At 43.9% G+C, this 17604-nt stretch carries 11 protein-coding genes and 1 riboswitch; of the genes, 5 read left to right on the top strand and 6 right to left on the bottom strand.

Going from position 1 to position 17604, the window contains the following annotated elements; genetic code table 11:
- Positions 1 to 17: 17 nt before the first annotated feature.
- The 3 genes from moeA to SWOO_RS24480 form a co-directional block, all read right to left on the bottom strand.
- Entirely contained in the window at positions 18 to 1262 is a 1245-nt protein-coding gene (gene moeA / locus SWOO_RS24490; RefSeq protein WP_012327335.1) for a molybdopterin molybdotransferase MoeA, read from the bottom strand.
- 465 nt (positions 1263 to 1727) lie between these two features.
- Entirely contained in the window at positions 1728 to 2816 is a 1089-nt protein-coding gene (locus SWOO_RS24485) for an efflux RND transporter periplasmic adaptor subunit (RefSeq protein WP_012327334.1), read from the bottom strand.
- On the bottom strand, positions 2816 to 5929 hold the full coding sequence (locus SWOO_RS24480) for an efflux RND transporter permease subunit (RefSeq protein ID WP_012327333.1): 3114 nt from the start codon (positions 5927 to 5929) through the stop codon (positions 2816 to 2818). Before SWOO_RS24480 ends, SWOO_RS24485 begins: the two co-directional genes overlap by 1 nt.
- 353 nt (positions 5930 to 6282) lie before the next feature.
- Here SWOO_RS24480 and ftnA point away from each other — a divergent pair, with 353 nt between their 5' ends.
- The gene (gene ftnA, locus SWOO_RS24475; RefSeq protein ID WP_012327332.1) at positions 6283 to 6810 is read left to right on the top strand and encodes a non-heme ferritin; all 528 of its coding nucleotides are present in this window, start codon (positions 6283 to 6285) and stop codon (positions 6808 to 6810) included.
- Positions 6811 to 6877: 67 nt separating this feature from the next.
- Here ftnA and SWOO_RS24470 read toward each other — a convergent pair whose 3' ends face one another.
- Together SWOO_RS24470 and ribB are read right to left on the bottom strand one after the other, a co-directional pair.
- Positions 6878 to 10102, bottom strand: a complete 3225-nt coding sequence (locus SWOO_RS24470) for an EAL domain-containing protein (protein WP_012327331.1) — start codon at positions 10100 to 10102, stop codon at positions 6878 to 6880.
- A gap of 464 nt (positions 10103 to 10566) precedes the next feature.
- Complete coding sequence (gene ribB / locus SWOO_RS24465) at positions 10567 to 11220, bottom strand: 3,4-dihydroxy-2-butanone-4-phosphate synthase (protein WP_012327330.1); 654 nt, start codon at positions 11218 to 11220, stop codon at positions 10567 to 10569.
- A gap of 156 nt (positions 11221 to 11376) precedes the next feature.
- A riboswitch (FMN riboswitch) is annotated at positions 11377 to 11622 on the bottom strand.
- A 153-nt stretch (positions 11623 to 11775) separates the two neighbouring features.
- On the opposite strand from ribB, the gene SWOO_RS24460 reads away from it, so the two are divergent.
- The 4 genes from SWOO_RS24460 to SWOO_RS24445 all read left to right on the top strand — a co-directional run bounded on the left by SWOO_RS24460 (position 11776) and on the right by SWOO_RS24445 (position 16689).
- Entirely contained in the window at positions 11776 to 13944 is a 2169-nt protein-coding gene (locus SWOO_RS24460; protein WP_012327329.1) for a S9 family peptidase, read from the top strand.
- A 31-nt stretch (positions 13945 to 13975) separates the two neighbouring features.
- Positions 13976 to 14281: a GIY-YIG nuclease family protein gene (locus SWOO_RS24455; protein WP_195742836.1), complete on the top strand. Its 306-nt coding sequence runs from the start codon at positions 13976 to 13978 to the stop codon at positions 14279 to 14281.
- Between the two features lie 416 nt (positions 14282 to 14697).
- Positions 14698 to 15540, top strand: coding sequence for a phosphatase PAP2 family protein (locus SWOO_RS24450; protein WP_012327327.1), 843 nt, complete (start codon positions 14698 to 14700; stop codon positions 15538 to 15540).
- Positions 15541 to 15936: 396 nt separating this feature from the next.
- Entirely contained in the window at positions 15937 to 16689 is a 753-nt protein-coding gene (locus SWOO_RS24445) for a phosphatase PAP2 family protein (protein WP_195742835.1), read from the top strand.
- 69 nt (positions 16690 to 16758) lie between these two features.
- Here the strand turns inward: SWOO_RS24445 and SWOO_RS24440 are convergent, their stop codons facing one another.
- Positions 16759 to 17517 (bottom strand): DUF4097 family beta strand repeat-containing protein, encoded by a 759-nt coding sequence (locus SWOO_RS24440; RefSeq protein ID WP_012327325.1) that lies wholly within the window; start codon positions 17515 to 17517, stop codon positions 16759 to 16761.
- Positions 17518 to 17604 lie beyond the last annotated feature (87 nt).

Below are 17604 nucleotides of genomic sequence, written 5' to 3'. Positions count from 1 at the left end.
GTTTCCTGGGGGATAGATTAGCAAAGTACTGAATTAAAAGGCTCTACGGTCACTAAGGTACCGTCTGCTGTGTTGCCCTGTTCCTGGGCTAAGATAACGAAACAGTTAGCTAAACTCATTGAGGTCAGCATACCTGAGCCCTGTCCCCCTGTGATGGTGACTTCGGCTTCGCCTTGGTCGTTATGGCTTAATACTCCTCTTTGATACTCAACACGTCCCGGAAACTTACGCAGCTCACCATTTAGCTTAGCCTTAAGGGTTAATGGTTTAGTTTGTGGTAACCCCTGCATCTTCTGCAGTAGTGGCCACACTAATTTATAGAAGGTGACCATAGAGGAGACGGGGTTTCCTGGTAGACCGCAGAATATCGCCTTGCCTAAGTGGCCGAAGGCGAAAGGCTTACCGGGTTTGATGGCCAGTTTCCAGAAGGTGATCTCACCCTCTTCATCCAAAATCTGCTTAGTGTAGTCGGCATCACCCACTGAGACCCCACCTGAGGTTAATACCATATCGGCGCAGGATGCGGCGTGACGGAAAGCTTGTCTGATCGCTTCAGGATCATCTTCAATTACACCAAGATCTATCCATTCAATATTTGCGCGGCTTAAAAGGCCCTGAATCGTATAACGATTTGAGTCATATATCTGACCCGGTGCAAGTTCGCTGCCCACTGGTCGCAGTTCGTCACCGGTTGAGAAAAAGGCAACTTTTACCTGACGGGTCACCCGTAACTGGCTGACACCTATGGTTGCTAATACGCCCATTTCGGCTGCGCCGATCTGTGTACCAGAGAATAGTACCTTGCCACCAATTTTAACTTCTTCACCTTGGTATCTTATATTGGCGCCTTTGGCTTTAGGGGCTTCAATGAAAATATCCGCCTCTTTAGCTTCAACCTTCTCCTGCATCTGCACTGTGTCATAGCCATTAGGAACTGGCGCGCCAGTCATTATGCGAACGCAGGTGTTGGGTTTAACCTCCCCTTCGAAAGGGTGTCCAGCAAAGGATTGACCAATTAAGGTCAAGCTTTCATTGTGGGCTAGATCATCAAAGCGAAATGCATAACCGTCCATTGCTGAGTTATTAAATGGTGGTAGATCGATACTTGAAGCCAGATCTTCCGCTAAAACACGTCCTAAGGCATGAGGGAGTTGCACCACTTCAGAGTCGTCGAGAGGTGCGACCTGCTCAAGAAGTCGGATTATCGCTTCATCAGGGTGCATTAGACTAGGTTGAGAACAGGGGTCGGCTTTAGTGGGCATCTGGTTACCTTCAAAAGAGTGTAAATAATACCAATCGGTATAAGAAAGTGATCTACTCAGAGTTTTTTTGGCAAGCTAATTCAAGGCGAATGAATGACATAATGGTTATTCCCTTGTAAGTTCATTCAACGCAGAAGTAGGCAGCCAAAAACACTCCTTACAGGCGAGTTTTAGCGGTTCTGATTCTGCGTTAACGAGCTTAAACGTAGAACAACTATGTTCCTCACTCGTTGCCTTGTCTCAGAAGCGCTAAACTCTCGCTGAGCGATCACATCTTTATACCGATTGGTATAAGACTGGGTTCGAAAAGCTAAAGTTGCCTGACATTATGCCATGCTCAAGGGAGAAGACTATGATCTTATACCGATTCTTTAACGATAGTTATTTGTACTGAGACAAAAAAGCCCACAATCCTGTGGGCTAAAGTCTCGCTGAGCGAGCAATCTGGATATTAATTGGAATCAATTAGCCTGCCGTTGCGACCTTACTTCCTGGGATTGCTTGAAACTGGACGACTTGGCCATCTTGTAGTGTTTCAGCGCCGCGGATAACCACAGAGTCACTGTCGGTGAGTTGACCGTTTACTGCAATCCACTCTCCTTCGCCATCACCAAGCTCTACGGGGATCTTCACCGCTTTATTCTCGAGATCGATTTTAAATACAAAGGCGCCAGTGGATCTTAAAATGATGGCATCTCTTGGCACTAAAGTGGTGAGCTGTTTAGGTGCGATAGGCAGGGCGAGTGAAACAAGCTCGCCGACACTGAAGGCATCATGCATCTCGATTGGGAGATCGATACGTGCTTCGAAAGTCTGTGAGCGTACGTCAGATACGGGAATAAGACTGCGAATATTACCGTGGAACTCGCCTTGGCTATGATAGATATTGAGTTCATCGCCCTTCTTGACTCGCTTACTGTGTTTTAGTGGTGCATGTAGACGGATCTCTAAATTGTCGGGATCTGTCATGGCGATGATTGATTCAGAGCGACTAATATCCTCTCCAGCTTGATGTTGACGCTCGGTGATAATGCCATCAAAAGTGGCTTTGACTTCAGTTCTATCGAGGTTGTCTAAGATCATCTTTAGCTTTATCTGTTCGAGTTTCAGATTTGCTGCGGCAAGATCGCGATCGGATTGCGCCTTATCTAACTCTGTTTCTGAGGCATTTTTGCTTTTTATTAGCTTTTTAAGTCTGCTGTATTCACGTTCCAGACGCTTTAAGCTCACCTGTTCATACTCAATTTGAGCTTGTTGTTGCTCTTTTTGCAGTATCAATCTGGTCTGTTCTAGTCTAGCTACGACCTCGCCGGCTTTGACTAAGGTGCCAGCCTCTTGTACCCAGTCGAGTTTACCGTCTATGCCAGAGGTCAGCTCGGCGCTGTTTCTTGAGTGGACTGAACCTATTACCATGATTTTTGGTGATAGTGCTCGATTTTCCACTTGAACGACGCTAACCAGACGAGGTGGCGTCTCCTGTTTTTCTTCTTCTGCCATCACAGTGTATGGAGAGAGAAGTGTAAAGCACAGTAGGGTTGGGATAAGGGTTTTCATCACTTGACTCCGGTATGAGTTGTTGCAACAGAGACATTAAACGTGTCTGAAACTGGTATTGCTTTTTCCCGATGAGTTAAGCGCAGTAGGCTAGGGATCAGGATAAGCGTAAAGAGCGCACTGAATGTCATGCCGCCGACAATAACCGCCGCTAGACCTCGGTAGATCTCACTACCGACACCCGGTACCAGCATTAGGGGAAGCATGCCAAAAATGGAGGTTAAGGTGCTCATGTAAACAGGGCGAGCACGAGTAGAGACTGCTTGATAGATAGCACTATCGATATCTAAGCCATCTCGGGTTCCTTGACGGGTTTGGTCGACTAACAAGATGGCATTGTTGACCACTAGGCCAAGTAGAATGATAAAACCTATCATGGTCAGTAGATCTAAGCTTTGAAAGCTAAACAGGTTAAGCACTCTTAAGCTTACTACTCCACCACAGATAGCCAGCGGCATAGAGAGGAGTACTAGTAAGCTGTCTTTTGTAGATTTGAACATCGCTGACATTAAGAGAAATAGGATAACTACTGCCAGTAGGAAGTTTGCCCCCATATCTTTAATGGTTTGATCTAGCTTATCTGCACTGCCACGGAATTTAAGGGAGCTATCATCTGGTAGGCTGGCTTTGAGTTCTGGCACAGCTTTGTCATTGATAATCTCCAATGCTTCATCCAGTGACATATCAGCTGGTGGGAAGATAAGTAAACTGACGCTACGTTTTCCATTTACCCTTTGCAGTTGAGTCGGGCCGACGGTGCGCTTAATGGTGGCAAGCTCTCCTATGGTTTGTATCCCAGCTGCCTGGGTGAATACCGGTGTTGCAGCCAACTGTTCAGGAACCTGCCATTTAGGCCCTTTCAGTAAGATATCCATACGCTCATTACCGTCAAAATACTCTCCGACAAAGAGCCCAGAGGTATAAGCTCGAATAGCGTTGGCGATTTGATTTCTGTCGACACCAGCTTGAGCTAATCTACGTTCATTGGGGATAAGCTGTAGCTCAGGCTGTGCCATAGAAAGGCCTGGTTGTGGGCGCACGACCGCGCCGGGAAGCGCATCAGTGATGAGCTTCATTCCTGTTCCTGCAGAGGCCATCAGCGCCTCCATATCTGGTCCCTGAAGATCTATGTTGATTGCCCGTCCACCATTAAAGCCAAACTGCAGCAGTGAACCACGGTTAGTGAATGCTTGAGTATCTGGCAAACCAATTAAGATCTCATCATTGAGCAGCTTGATCATCTCATCTGCTTGAGATGGATCCTCTGGGTAGATAAACAAGATATTAAACGCTGAATACATGGAGAAGTTGTAACCTTTGATATAAGGAGCTTTTACCTTGTCATAGTAAGGTTTGAGTCTTTCTATGATGGTATCGCCAACCTCTTTCTCTAAGGTTTTTACGTTCGATCCCGGTGGCAGAGAGAAGAAGGCAAATATGCCGTCCGATCTAGCCTGAGGGAGAAAGTCGGGGCGTGGCATCAAGGTGAAAGTTAGTGCGCCACTGCCAATGATAAGCAGTCCACACCAAGCTGCCGCTCGCTTTTTGTTGCCAGTAAGCAGCTTTATGAGCTGAGTTAACTTAGACCAGAGATCTTGTTTGAGCTGCTTCTTATCCGCTGGTTTAGGGAATTTGAGCCACAGCAAGCTAAACACTGGAATTAAAGTGATGGCGCTAATAAAGGAGGAGACGACTGCGACTGAGAGAGTTAGTGCCAGATCTGAAAATAGCTGACCTTCGACCCCAGGCATAAATAGAATGGGCAGGAAGATGGCAACGGTTGTGGCTGTTGAAGCCATCAGCGCACCTTTTACTTGAGCTGTACCTTGCTCGATAGCTTCTCGTGTCGTGCGGCCTTGCTGTATGAGCCGCACGATATTCTCCTGCACTATGATGGCGGCATCGAGTACCAAGCCAACGGCAAATGCGAGCCCTGCAAGGGAGATAACATTAAGCGTGCGTCCCATTGCTTCTAGTGAGAAGAAAGCGATTAAAAGGGCGACAGGTATGGTGGATGCAATCATTAAGGTGGCGCGGAAGTTTCTTAGAAACGCGAAGAGAATAACCAGTGCTAGTAGCACTCCTATGGCTAGGTTTCCTTTCACCAACTGAATAGCTCGCTTAATATGAATCGAGGCATCAAAGGAGAGATCCATCACTAAGCCTGCATCCTTTAGGGCACCCTCATTTAGTTCTGCAATGGCTTTATTGACCCCCTCAAGTACTGTTACTGTATTGGCGTCGAAGGTTCCCTGTAGTGTCATGTAGTAGGCTGTATAGCCGTTTCGCTTCGTGAACCCCTGCACTTCAGCTGTGGAGATACTGACATCGGCTAACTCATTGAGGTAGACAGGTCGACCCTCATTGTAGGTGACGATCAATTCGCCTAAATTCTCTGGAGTGTATTGACCGATAAACCGAACCGTATACTGGCGGCGACCTACATTGGCAGTGCCTCCGGAGATATCCGCGGCCCGGGAGAGGGTATTTCTGAGCTGATCTAATGTGATCCCCAGTGCAGCTGCGCGGTAGGGGTCAAACTCAATGTGTAACTCTTTGGGCTGACGACTTTGTAGTTGTACTGAGCCAACGCCAGAGATCTGTCTGAGTCTAGGCTCGACCACATCATCGATGAGTTTTTGATATTGGCCAAACTCAGTGGCTGGGTTATCTGGCGCCATACGGATAAGCAAAGAAGCTAGGTTGGGTGTTCCGCGACCGCCGCCAACATTGATAAAAGGCTCGTTGGCATCGAGTGGGCGGGGAGGTGTTTGATTTAATGCATTAATGACGTTAATCATCCCCTCCTGCATATTGCTACCAACTTCAAAAGTGAGGGTGACGGCCCCGAAACCCTGAGAGATGTTTGAGCTCATCTCTATTACACCTGGAACTTGCCTTAAGACATTTTCCTGAGGTTCGATGATATTTGATTCCATCTCCTGGGGAGCGGCAGAGCGCCAGTTGTTAAAAACAGATATCTGAGGCTGCTGAATATCTGGTAACAGTTGGATCGGGAGCTTGGCGATAGCCAGTAGACTAAAGATGGCGATCAACAGAAGAGTGACTAAAGTGCCTGCTGGGTTATGGGTACTTATTCGGGTCAGGTTCATAATTTTTCCAGTCACTTAGAGAGTCTGTTTTCTAGCTCTCTTTCTTAGTCTGTTTTGAGGTATTCATTACTAGGAACTAAATACTAGGAATTAATTCTAGGAACCAAGTGTTAATAGGTCTGTATGAAATGGTTAGTAAATGTTGCGGTTGAGGTGTAATTTCAATCAAAGTGAGATTAATGAGAATTATTTGTATTTGTAAAACAGCAACTTAAGTAAATTTTATTGATTTTTGAGCCCCTCTTTATGACAATGGACTCTTACTGACCAGATGATATTGAAATGTTGGTAAGGTGAATTTTACCGCTCCAGCATAGGGTTAATCGTTTAAATATATGTAGATAGGAAGAACAATGCTTGCACAAACTATGATAGATCAATTAAATGCTCAGATTAATGTGGAGTTTTTCTCTTCTAACCTCTACCTACAGATGAGCGCTTGGTGCGAAGATAAAGGCTTCGAAGGTGCTGCCAAATTTATGCGCGCTCACGCTGATGAAGAGATGCAGCATATGCATCGTCTATTTACTTACGTGAGTGAAACAGGTGGTATGCCACTGTTAGGTGCTATTGAAGCACCGCAAGCTGAGTTTAACTCTCTGCTGGCTCTGTTTGAGTACACTTATGAACATGAGCAGATGATCACTAGAAAAATTAATGATCTAGCCCATGCCGCGTTTACAAATCAAGACTATTCTACCTTCAACTTCTTGCAGTGGTATGTATCTGAGCAGCATGAAGAGGAGAAGTTGTTCAAATCAGTTGTCGATAAGATCCGTTTAGTGGGTGAAGATGGTAAGGCCCTGTTCTTCGTTGATAAAGATTTGGCGCAGATGGCGGTGAGTGAATCAGAAAGTGTGATGACTGGCGAAGGCGCTTAAGCTAATAGGCTAAGTTAAGAAATGGTTGAGCTAAGAAGCATTAGGCTTGTTTCTTAGCTCTATTTCATTAGATGTTTAGATACTCTTCTAGATTTTGTTCATGCTTTAATGTTGGCGTTAGCCTCAGTGTCAGTAAATTGCTTAGCTCGTGATTTGGCAATGGGCGTGAGATGAGATATCCCTGACCAAAGTCACAACCTAAACTGCGTAAAAATGCCAGCTGTTTCTCGGTTTCTATTCCTTCAGCCACAAGTTTAAGCTCTAAACTTTTCCCCATCATAATAATGGCTTTAATCAGATTGGCATCAGATGGGCACTCCAGCATATTGTCGACAAAGCTCTTATCTATTTTTATCACAGAGATAGGAAAGCTTTTCAGGTAACTGAGGGAGGAGTAGCCAGTACCAAAGTCATCGATATAGATATCCATGCCGTGATCACGAATCGCCTCTAATGCATGTAGGCACTGCTCTCTGTCCTCCATTAACATAGATTCGGTGATCTCTATATGCAGGTATTTTGCATCTATACCGTATTTTTTCAGTAACTTAGATATCAGACGATTAAAGGAGATCTGATTACCATTGATAAGTTGCCTGCCTGAGACATTGACCGCCATATTGATCATATAACCCTGACTATGCCAACTGTGAAGATCGATGAGTGCCTGCTCGAGCACCCACTCTCCTATTGGCTCTATTAGGCCTGTTTCTTCGGCAAGTGGGATAAATTGATCCGGCGGGATCAATCCAAACTTAGGATCTTGCCAACGAATTAAGGCCTCAACGCCGATAATACTGCGATCGTTAAGGGTAACTATGGGTTGGTAATTAAGGCAAAACTCTTTTTGTAGCACAGCTCGTCTGAGGCGTTGCTCCAGCTCAATCCGCTCCAACATATTGGCATTCATCTCAGGGGAGAAATACCGATAGTTACTACGGCCATCCCCTTTGGCTTTATACATGGCTGTTTCGGCATTTCGAGTTAAAAGCTCTGGGTCGTCACCGTTATCAGGATAGAGGCAGATACCGATACTCGCTGAGATCATCAACTCGTTATGGCTAAGATCAAAAGGTGAAGAGATATGTTTAAGCACTGATTTAGTGAACTTCTTTAACTGCTCCTCAGTTTCGACCTGAGTTTTAATGATCACAAACTCATCACCGCTGTAGCGGGCAACAAAATCATGCTTATCTAGCAGGTATTCTAATCTTGCAGCAACCAGACGAAGCAACTCATTCCCTAAGTTATGGCCATAAATATCATTAATATATTTGAACCTATCTAGGTCGATAAATAAGATGGCTAGCTGTGATGATCTCTGTTTACTCTGAAGTATCTCCTGCTGCAACCTTGTAGTGTAGAGGTGGTGATTGGGGAGGTTTGTTAGTGCGTCGTAATTGGTTTTATACCAGATATCTTGCTCATACTTCTTACGATTACTGATATCAAGAAATAAACCTATATGTTGGACAATATTGCCTGCTTCATCGCGCACGACCGTGATAGCAAGGTATTCGGGATATACCTGTCCATTCTTGCGTTTATTCCACACCTCTCCTTCCCATTTATCACTCTGCTCCAGAGATGACCACATGGATTGGTAGTAACCAGTGGGCTGCATATCCGATTTAAGCATCGAAGGTTTCTTACCTTTGACCTCCTCTAATGTGTATCCCGTTATCTGGGTGAAGGCGGGGTTAACCAATTCGATACAGTTATCTTTATCTGTGACCATTATCCCTTCGGCTGAATAGTTAAATACGGCAGCAGCTAAGTTCAGCTGATTATTGGCTTTTAGTCGCTCCTTTAACATCAAGTTGAGTGATTGGGACATCTGGGCTATCTCATCATCTCCCTCTACGGTAACCGTCAGATCCAGATGGGGGTCTTGGGCCATTTTCTGCATATCTCTAGCTATGGCTGAGACACTACCAACTAAGTTCCTCACCATAGTGCGACCTAGAATAAACAGAAGTAAAATATTGATGAGGGTGACAGTTATTCCTACGGCGAGGAAAAGCAGTGAGTCATTTTTCTGTTGCGCACTTAACTTCTCGATTCTGTTTGAGATAGTGGAGCTGAGTTGGTGTAGATCATCGATGCGCTTGCTGGTTACTTGCCACCAGTTTTCACTATCGACCTTAGGGGTTTGTAGTTGAAGTTTGGAGAGTGAAGCTAGCATCGGCCCATCATCGACTCGAACCAATTTGTCCTGCTCCTGTATTGTGATCCCCTGCAGTTTGAGCTGTTTCAAAAGGAAAATGTTTTCTTGATACTCCTCAATTGTCTCTCTGATCTGAGTTATGGATGCTCTTTGTAAAGGAGTTAAAAGGTGTTGTTGCTCTATAGTGGATAGCTTATTTTTAAGTTGCTGAACGTCACTTTGAAACTGCTCGAAATAATTAAGGTCGCCCCTGAGTAGATAGTTTTTAAAGTTATGGATTAAGCCACCGTAACCCAGTAGAAGGTTTAGCTCCTGTGCTAATCCTACCAAGTGGATCTGTGACTTTATTTTTTGTCTCATCACCAAGTATTGAGTATGAGTGTCGTTGGACAGTATCTTTCGAATGGACTGCTTATGTTCAGCGTCTGCGGTGGACAGCAGCTGGTTTATTGAGTCATCTAGCTCATTTTCAATGGCGTGGATGGTGATAATGGTGTTAGATGTCATCAGCTTGGCTGAGAGTAACTGATTGACTAATCCTCGTTCCTGCCCTGCTAACTCCTGTATGTTCAACACATTAAGTAGATCATTATAGGCGCTAGACTGCAGGGGATCTTGGGTATGTACCTGTAATTGAGAGATAAAGATCAGCAGACGGTAATTAAACTCTGAGAAATATTGAAAAGGTGACCCTCCTAGTTGAGGGACGTTTTGTCGTATATCGGGTAATTGAAGGGCAATCGCTTGGATTCGTTGGAAGTTCTCGAACAATACCCGTGAACGTTCTGTATTTTGGCTGAGCATCTCTCCTAAGGCACTGTTAGTCAGAAGCTGATTAAGCTGCAGATCTGTTTGTTGCTGTTGTTCGAGGAGGCGCCGTTGATATTTTTCACCTTGGCTACCAATAAAGCCTGCTGTAAGTCCACGCTCTTTTTGTAACTCAAAGAGTAGGTTCTCTATTTCGAGAGTGACCTCTATCGTTAGTGTGTTTTTTTGAGCTGTCTGGAAGCTGTCCAATAGTCCGGACATGGTTATAGAAACAAATAGAGAGAGAAGCAACATAGGTATTGCTGCAAACAGGAGCAGTTTATTTTTAAAACTTATCCGGTTTATCACTGATGCCATTCAACCTGCTCCCTGCGTGTTATGTTGAAGTTTTACTCTGTTTTGGTGACAAGCTGCCCATTACAAAATATGTCTTGATGCCATGGGGGTGAGACCTATTACAACGGAGTCGAGTTCTGGATATAAGTGAATTTGACTCAAGTGTCAGCCAGTTTAAGGCGATATTTGGGTTAGGATAAATATCATAGCAAAATGTATCTGTCATCCCTATTTCACCAAAGTCTAATCTAAGTCACGATTTTTCATATACCGAACTTTAATTGTAACATACTATTTTTATTGGATTTAATTTCTGTCGTATTATTTTTTTTTAGATGTTAGGGGGAAAGTAGCGATATAACCATATATTTCATATGGTTATCTTGGGTAAACAAATTGCGGTAATTTAATTTATTGTTAAGTTAAAGTGGCTAATCATTTGTGTGTTTAGCCACAGTATTTACTAACTTTGATTCAGCCTAAAGTTAACTCGCCTTCTCCATGGTTACTTTACGATATTCAACAATGTCCTCTATGGTTAGCACTGGTAGATTATGCTGCTGACCAAATTGGATGATTTCGGGCAGTCTAGCCATGGTGCCATCTGGGTTAGTGATTTCGCACAGTACACCTGCAGGTTTTAAACCGGCCAGTAACATGAGATCTATGGTGCCTTCCGTATGTCCTCGGCGGGAGAATACACCCCCAGATTGAGCACGAAGTGGGTAGACATGGCCTGGGCGAGCCAGATCTTCTGGTACTGCGTTGTCTGCGATAGCTGCTTTAATTGTGGTCACGCGGTCCGCTGCCGAAACACCTGTGGTTACGCCCACTTTTGCTTCTATGCTCACGGTAAACGCTGTGCCGTATTGACTGGAGTTATCTTCGACCATAGGGGGGAGATCTAACTGTTTGATACGTTCATCGGTTAAACAGAGGCAAACGATACCGCTACACTCTCGTATTAGCAGTGCCATCTGTTCGTTAGTTAGAGATTGTGCCGAATAGATAAGATCGCCTTCATTTTCTCTATCTTCATCATCGACAACGAGAACACCTTGTCCCTGTCTAAGGGAGGTAAGCGCTGCTTCAACACGTTCAATGGCTGTGCCGAAAGGGGTAAGTAATGACTGATTCATGGTTAAAATCCTTAATAAACAACATTGGGTTTTCCAGAATCAGGGCGTGCAGAAAATGACGCTGCATAGCTAAACTTAAAAAAAGCTGGCCATTGCAAACGTACAATAAGAGGCAAGTGAGCAAGCGTCACCGAGAGGGTAACGTTAGCTTTTGTCTTATATTCTCTTTCATCCGGACTTAGTACTGTACTACTAGTGTGTTATCTGAGTAATACGGTTCATTACCGTCGGCTCTGGAGTGTTCTATATATGTATCAGATAGAGTTCACCAGATCTGCTTGACCCCAAATCAGCTTACATCTTCAATGTTAAGTTGATTTGGGCGCTCGCGGGCTTAAGGCTTAGGTTAATTTAAGCGCTATCACCGCCGGTGGGGAGTTTCACCCCGCCCTGAGAATTTACTCATCTATCTTCGTTTTTGTTGAGCGGATAGTGAGCGCGAACATGGTGCGCTAATTTTATAATAATGACAAGTGTACGCTTTTACTTTACCTATCAAGTTATCGAACTTAGACTCGAGCAGGCTAACGATAAGTTGTTTCCCAAGGATGAGTAATGATTAACAAATTTGCTGTTAGTTCTGCGGCCATATACTTGCCTATATTAGTGCTATTAACCCTATTTGTTGGATGTACCTCTATGACAGATGTGATTTCATCTCAGCCACCTGTTGCTGACAAAATTCCCCATGAACTTAATTTGCACGGCGTACAACGCAGTGATGATTACTACTGGATGCGTGATGACGATCGTAAAGATCCTAAAATTATCGCTCATTTGGAGTCGGAAAACAGCTATAAAAAAGCACAGTTTGCACCCTACGAATCACTGCAAAAAACACTGTTTGATGAGCTGGTTGGCCGTTTAGATAAAGATGAGTCAAGCGTGCCTTACAAGTGGCATTCTCATTGGTATTCTCGTCGTTATCAGCAAGGCTTTGAGTACCCAATTATTACTAGAAGTAAGGTGTTAGGTGGTGATGAATCTATCTTACTAGATGTGAATCTTAGAGCTGATAAGCAAGATTTTTATGGTCTTGGTGGAGTTCATGTCAGTCCTGATGAGTCTATGTTGGCCTTTGGCGAAGATCTGTTAAGTCGCCGCATCTACAAGATCTACTTTAAAACCATCGAAAGTGGTGAGCTCCTTGAGGATATTCTGGAGGGAACCGATGGACGACTGGTGTGGGCTAATGATAACCAACACGTTTTCTATATCAGAAAAGATCCACAAACATTACTGGGCAACCAAGTATTCCGTCATCGACTCGGTACACCTCAAGCCCAAGATACTTTGGTGTATGAGGAGCTAGATGACACCTATTATATTGCACTTGGTAAGAGCTTAGATGAGAGCCGCATTGTACTTCACCATGAGAGCACAGTGACTAGTGAGATCTCTGTGCTCGATGCCGATAAGCCACTTAGTCAGTTCACACCACTGCTAGCTCGTGAAGAGGGCCATGAATACTCAGTCGCTAAGCTGGGCAATGAGTACTTTATTTTGACTAACTGGCAGGCTGAAAACTTCAGGTTAATGAAAGCTAGTGAGAGTCATTTTGCCGATAAAAGCAAGTGGCAGCAGGTGATAGCCGCGGATCCTGATGTGCGTATCGAAGATATTTTGCTCCTGAAAGGTTATCTGATAGTGCAGAGTCGTGATCAGGGATTAAGCCATATTCAGATCCGCCCGTTTGGTGAGCAAGGTGCCTATCACTTGGCGTTTAACGATCCTGCCTACGTGGTTGGTTTGGATGTCAATGCTAGCCAAGAGAGCGACAAACTGCGCATCTACTACTCCAGCCCCACAACGCCTGAGTCAATTTATGAATATGATCTGACTCAAGGAGAAGGGCGAGTGCTACTTAAGCAGGAGCGAGTGTTAGGGGACTTTGATAGTGAACTTTACCAGGCGGAGCGTCTGTTTATTGATGCCAGAGATGGGGCCAAGGTGCCTGTTACTTTGGTTTACCGTAAAGATAAGTTCAACAAAGATGGCTCAAACCCGTTATACCAATATGGTTATGGTGCCTATGGCCATACAATCGAACCAGATTTTGATAGTTCGATACTAAGTCTGCTTGACCGGGGTATGGTCTACGCCATCGCCCATGTGAGAGGTGGAGAGATGTTGGGGCGCCCTTGGTATGATAATGGTCGTATGTTGAATAAGCAAAATAGCTTTAATGACTTTGTCGATGTGACTAAAGGACTCGTTGAACAAGGTTATGGGGATAGTAAACGGGTTGTTGCTGCAGGTGGTAGTGCTGGTGGTCTTCTCATGGGCTCTGTTATTAATCAAGCGCCTGAGCGGTATTTTGCCGTGGCTGCCCATGTGCCATTTGTGGATATTGTGACGACTATGCTCGATGAGTCTATCCCGCTTACAACTAATGAGTATGATGAGTGGGGCAACCCGAATGAGAAGGCCTATTTTGACTATATGCTCAGCTATTCACCCTATGATCAGATCGAACGTCAGGATTATCCGCATCTTTTAGTGACTACAGGTTTACATGATTCACAGGTGCAATATTTTGAGCCTGCTAAGTGGGTGGCCAAATTACGTGATTATAAAACCGATGATAACTTGCTGCTGTTTCATGTGGATATGGAAGCGGGCCATGGCGGTAAAAGTGGGCGCTACCGTCGCTATCAAGACACGGCACAGGAGTACGCCTTCTTTCTTGGGCTATTAGGCTTAGATAAAGGCTTGGATAAATAGGTGAGCGAGTTTAAGTGGTATTAGCGTATGAATGAGATCGAGTGTGCTAATGGTTATCTTTGTCAAAGAGGTGGTATTAGTGAGCGAGTCTAAGTGGTACCTGTACATGATCGAGTGTGCCAATGGTCATCTCTACACTGGGGTGACTGTCGATATTGAACGCCGCTTTAGTGAACATGAGAGCGGTGGGCCTAAGGCGGCTAAATACCTAAGAGGCAAAGGACCGCTTAAGCTAGTATATCGAGAGCTAGTCGGTGACCGCTCTGGGGCATTAAAGCGTGAACTCGAGATAAAATCTTGGAGTAGAAAGAGAAAATTGGCGTTAATCACTCACTAATGTAGATCACAACTTCTATCAAGCTGTCCCTATTAACAGCTAACCAATCTATAGAAATATATATATATTTCTATAGATTGGTTAGTAATGTTTAACTTATGGTCAAAGTGCTAAAACTCTGAAATCCGCGCCAGTGCGCATATTAGATAAATACCTGCCTGTTTAAACTGATTTATCTCTATGTAGTGCACTCCTTTCACACTTTTTTCACTCTTGTTGAGTTAGTCTGCTGGCCTGATGCGATGGCCTTTGATCTCTAAGTTGTCACATAGAGTCGGTAAGCTTTGTGCTTTAAGTATCATTATCGCCCTCATTTAGGGCAAAAGGACAATTCACTTTAGGGATAGCTTATTGATTATGCAGGGCTGAACATATCTCCAAATCGATATGTATAGACGTGCAATTTGGGAGGAGCGATGGCTTCTTTGTTACAAAAACTCAAGGGAGAGCCACAAGGCAAAAGGTTCACTTCCTCTCTACAAGATAACTTTGAAGGGTCGGGCTTTCATCTGCTCCTTTTTGCTGTTTTTGTGCTGCATCTATTGACGATTAATGAAGCGTCGAACCTGAGTGTCTTTAATTTTATCAATGGACTTAGTCCAAGCATACCTGCTTGGTTGCAAGCAAGTGTGACAGACATGGGTAATGGGGTAACTTTAGGTGCTGTGATCTTATGTTATCTGGTTTCTCGCCCCGAGCTATGTTGCAGAGTCGTTGTGGCTGCAGTGCTTAGTTTGGTTATGGTTCCGCTACTTAAGCAATACTTCGATGCTCCTAGGCCTGCTGTCATATTGGATTACCTGAATATTATCGGAGAGGTTAGACATGAGCATAGCTTTCCCTCTGGTCATGCAGCTACCGCTTTTCTTCTGGCAGGGATTATCTTTCTATCAACGAGTAAACATTGGTTAAAGGGGGTAGTGGTCGTTGCGGCTGCATTCGTTGCCGGTTCTCGTATTATGGTTGGTGCGCATTGGCCTGAAGATGTTGTTATGGGCGCGTTTGTTGGACTTTTATGTGCCTATGGTGCGGTAAAGTTTGTGCCTTTAATTGTTCTATCAAGCTCTGTCAGAGTGAAACTTTACCTAGTGTTGTTTGCGACTATTGTGATCAGTGAGTTTAAAAACGGCGATGACTTTCCTCAATATTGGCAAGTTCAGGTTATTCGTTGGTCATTTATTCTTTTATCAGGCTTACTTATTTTACGTTTCTGGCTGAGAAGTTTTCCACCAAACCTGTTAAAAAACCAAGTTAACTAGCTCCTGTTTTACTCTATGATCATGTTAATTAAGCAATGATCATAGAGCCCTCCATATAGGTGTGACACTCCCTTCAATATGACCTTTCATATCATTCAGTATGCTATGCTATTAAAAGGTTGATCACTGTCACAAATTGCTATAGTTTCGACGCTAATCAGTGCTTAAGACTTACAAAAAAATAATACGAGATTAAAAAGTTTTTACATAAGTCGTTTTAACTAGCAGCAGATTATTCATTTTGGGCGTACTAGTTGGTGTCGTCTTTTTTTACTAAGCCTATTTTGCTTAAGCTGCTGGAGATACGTAATGACCTCTTTGGTTGAGGTCAAAAGAAAGGAAAGTTCTTTTGACTTTAATACACAAAGAAATGGATTTCAGCTATTAGTTTTTTCGTTGTTTGTTTTACATATAGTTACCCTAAACTCAGAAACAAACCTTTATCTATTCAATCTTATCAATGGATTATCTGATTTTTTCCCCCTGTGGCTATTAGCCATTGTTACCGATCTGGGCCATGGTTCTACATTGGGAACCTTAGTCTTGTGTTACCTAACTCTAAGACCAGAGATGACCATTCGCGTGATTGGTGCTTCCATTCTCTCTTTAATACTTGTTCCACTATTAAAGCAGTATTTTGAAGCCCCAAGACCTGCAGATGTATTGGATTCCTTAAATATCATTGGAGAGGTTCGTCATCATTTGAGCTTTCCTTCAGGCCATACCGCCACCGCATTTCTGTTTGCAGGTACTATTTTTCTAGCTGTTAACTGTAACAAGTTGAAGTTCATGTTAATTATGCTTGCCAGTTTAGTCGGTATCTCAAGAGTTATGGTGGGAGCCCATTGGCCAATAGATGTGGTGATGGGAGCGATACTTGGGCTTATTTGTGCTTATACTGCTACAAAATTTATTCCTCTGTATTCCTTAGAGCCTAAAGTAAGGGGCTTGAGTTACCTTATACTGTTTTTACTTTTGGTGGGAAGTGAGATAGGTAAAGTGATGGATCCTGATCTGCTCTGGCAAACCTTAGTGTTGCGATGGAGTGTGTTTATTTTCTGTGGGGCACTGATTGTTCGGTACGCGCTGGCCAATAGTGAACTTCTGTTTGCATCAATTCCTACAGTTCCAAGTAGCACAAAAAAGTGATGGGGTGGGCAGCAACTCATTCAATCCCTTATATTGATTGGCATAAGTCGCTGCGCCGGGAAGTTGGTATTATTGCTCTAGGCTAACCTTGCCATCGATGTTATCGAAGCTGAGACTGCCTGAGCCAGCTTCGATAATTTTCAAACCTTTAGTATCCATTACATCGATGCTGCCTGAGCCATCATCTATGGTGACAAAGCCCTGAACCTTTTTGATAGAGAGACTTCCAGAGCCATCGTTAACGTTAACATCACCGTTAACTTGCATAATCTCTATTGAACCTGAACCGTCATCCAGTGTGATGTTACCGTTGACATCGGACAGCGTGATAGAGCCTGAGCCATCTTCGATATTCAGGTTCTTTCCTCCTTCAATCTCCATACTGCCAGAGCCATCTTTTACATCTATATCCGCACTTGAGCCCTGAATTTTGATACTGCCAGAGCCATCGTCGATATCCATTTTCATCTCTGCTGGCACTTTAACAACCAGATCAATATAGGGAGAGTTTCCTGAAACCTTGTAACTGTCAAAATCGGCTACTAGACGTGCGGTATCGCCACGTTTTTCAAGAGTGAGTATGGGATCTATTCCTTCATAGGTGTAGATATCTGCTTCAAGTTTGATGTGAGATAGGCCAACAACGCCTTGAATCTCTAAGGCACCAGCACCAGTTTCGGCCACCAACTCATTTAGGCCATTACTATCTAATTGAAGTGATTGGTGAGTATGTTCGGTAGGTGCTCTGCCTGCTCCGTTCACATTAATAATACAAGCTGATAGAAGTAATGCCGTAAGGCTGACTGCTGCAATAGGTCGTAATGTCATTGTTCAATTCCTTTTTAAATGATCCTAAGCCTTGTGGTGAGTTACCTTTAAGACGGATTTCATTTTATATTTGAGTTTTTGTATGCG

It is taken from the genome of Shewanella woodyi ATCC 51908, assembly GCF_000019525.1.
In the GTDB taxonomy this organism is placed as follows: Bacteria; Pseudomonadota; Gammaproteobacteria; order Enterobacterales; family Shewanellaceae; genus Shewanella; species Shewanella woodyi.
The sequence above is the reverse complement of the archived record's forward strand: the minus strand, read 5'-3'. Positions and strand labels throughout refer to the sequence as shown.